The sequence below is a fragment of the Occallatibacter sp. genome, assembly GCF_049802275.1.
Lineage (GTDB): Bacteria > Acidobacteriota > Terriglobia > Terriglobales > Acidobacteriaceae > Telmatobacter.
Genome location: NZ_JBARMD010000351.1, coordinates 1 through 2248, shown reverse-complemented (window position 1 = coordinate 2248; position 2248 = coordinate 1). Strand labels below are relative to the sequence as shown.

1 protein-coding gene is annotated in these 2248 nt (G+C 59.3%); it reads left to right on the top strand.

The genetic code is table 11. The features are described from left to right. Positions 1-616 precede the first annotated feature (616 nt). Positions 617-1999, top strand: coding sequence for a group II intron reverse transcriptase/maturase (ltrA, locus tag WA354_RS12230; protein WP_472813291.1), 1383 nt, complete (start codon positions 617-619; stop codon positions 1997-1999). Positions 2000-2248: the final 249 nt, after the last annotated feature.

Sequence of the window (2248 nt, the reverse complement as noted above, 5' to 3'; positions counted from 1 at the left end):
ACACGGAGGTTCATAGCACCAAGTAGATATAATTTACACAAGATCAATGGCTTAGATCAGAAGATGACGGAAGTTAGCGGATGATCGCGGAGTGCAAATGTCCCCGGGGAGATCACGTATAAGCGTGTGCCGTGGAAAGGCACGGTTCTCGAGAGGGTGTAAGTCCCTCCCGGCAAGGGTCGCTCCGGCCGGTAGCAATCGGAGCAGTGGGGAAGGTAACGAGCCGGCTGAAGCCTCCGATGGAAAGGGTCATTAAGTGACTCCGCGAGTGTGCGGGCTGTAACGCGAGTAAACGTTGAGCAGGCCTCGAAAAGCTCGATGTGGAGGCTGACCTGGCGCTTATACAGGGAAAGCTGGCATTGCTGGGGAAGAGAGCGACAGGCACCCAGCAGCTCCACCGGGGTAGTGACGACGGCACGTACACAACGAGAACTGTAGCAACACGGGAGACCCCATCGCGTGGTCCTGAGCGAGGGACCAACCGGAGGCCTGTGAAGGTCAGACCGGGCGCGGCGGGGAGTCGGATGGGCTCGTAGTACCGAGGAAGCCGGGTAATGCCGGCAGAGGGAAGGAGCCCTCGTTCAAGTCGATGTGGAAAGTGGTGAAGGAGGGGAGATTGGGAAACCTGGAAACTCCACCAAGTGTCCGGAAGCTGCAGACTTCATTACATGCGAAAGCGAAGGCAGAACCCGAGTTCAGGTTCTATCTTCTGTATGACAAGGTGTACCGCGCGGATGTTCTGAGCTTCGCCTATGCCAGATGCAAAGCCAATGGCGGCGCAGCTGGAGTGGACGGCCAGACGTTCGACGACATCGAAGCGTATGGAAGCCAAGATCGGGACTCCGAGGGTCGCGAGACCCCGGACATCGACACCGACTGGAACCCATGGCTCGGGGAACTGGCGCAAGAACTCAGGGACAAGACTTATCGACCGCAAGCGGTCAGACGGGTCTACATTCCGAAACCGAACAGCAAGAAAATGCGACCTCTGGGGATCGCGACGATACGCGACCGGGTTGTTCAGACGGCGGCGATGTTGGTGTTAGAGCCCATCTTCGAAGCCGACCTGCAGCCCGAGCAATACGCGTACCGCGCCGGCAAGAATGCGCTGGATGCGGTGGAGGCCGTCAACCGCCTGATCAACTTCGGGCACACGGCCGTGGTCGACGCCGATCTGCGTGGCTACTTCGATGAGATTCCGCACGGACCACTGATGAAATCGGTGGCGCGCCGGATCACCGACCGGCAAATCCTGCACCTGATCAAGGTGTGGATCGAGGCGCCGGTGGAAGAGACGGACGATCGCGGACGCAAATATCGAACCACGCGCAATCGGGACGAGCATCGCGGCATACCGCAGGGCTCCCCGATCTCCCCGCTACTGTCGAACCTGTACATGCGACGGCTGGTGTTGTGGTGGAAACAATCGGGCACGCGGCAACGGCTGAGAGCCGTCATCGTCAACTACGCCGACGACCTGGTGATCTGCTGCAAGGGTACGGCCGAGATCGCCATGCAGACGATGCGAGAGGTGATCAAGAAACTGCAACTGGAGGTCAACGAAGACAAGACCCGAATCTGCCGTGTACCGGAAGAAAGCTTCGACTTCCTGGGTTATACGTTCGGACGGTGTTACTCCCGCAAAACCGGGAAGGCCCATCTCAACTCGAGGCCATCGAAGAAGAGCATCAAGCGAATCTGCGACGCGATCCGGGACGAGACCGGGCAGCACACGACGACGCTATCAGCCGAGAAACTGGTGAAGAAACTCAACTCCAAACTCACCGGATGGGCGAACTACTTCCACCTCGGACCGGTCTCCAAGGCCTATCAGGTGGTCGATGCCCACACCAACCATCGGCTGCGCCAGTGGTTATGCAGCAAGCACCGGGTCCAAAGCCAAGGGTTCAAACGCTTCCCCAACCAGTACCTCTACGAGACGCTGAAACTGGTCCGGCTGCCGGGGCTGACGCGTAACCTGCCGTGGGCGAAGGCATGAGCGCTTGCCCGAGAGCCGGATGCGCCAAACGCGCCAGTCCGGTTCGATGAGGGGAGTGTGGAAACAGGGATCACGGCTAAGCCGTTCAGGCACCGCCAGACGAAAGGGGCGGAAAACAGATACGCCAAGCCTAACGTTCACTGCGCCACACTCCTACTCTACCGTAACCCATCGCGCAGGGAATGCCGGTTGATCTGGCCTACCTGTGGTGACTGCCGCCTGCTTTTTTTGTTGCAGGCGGGCCATGGG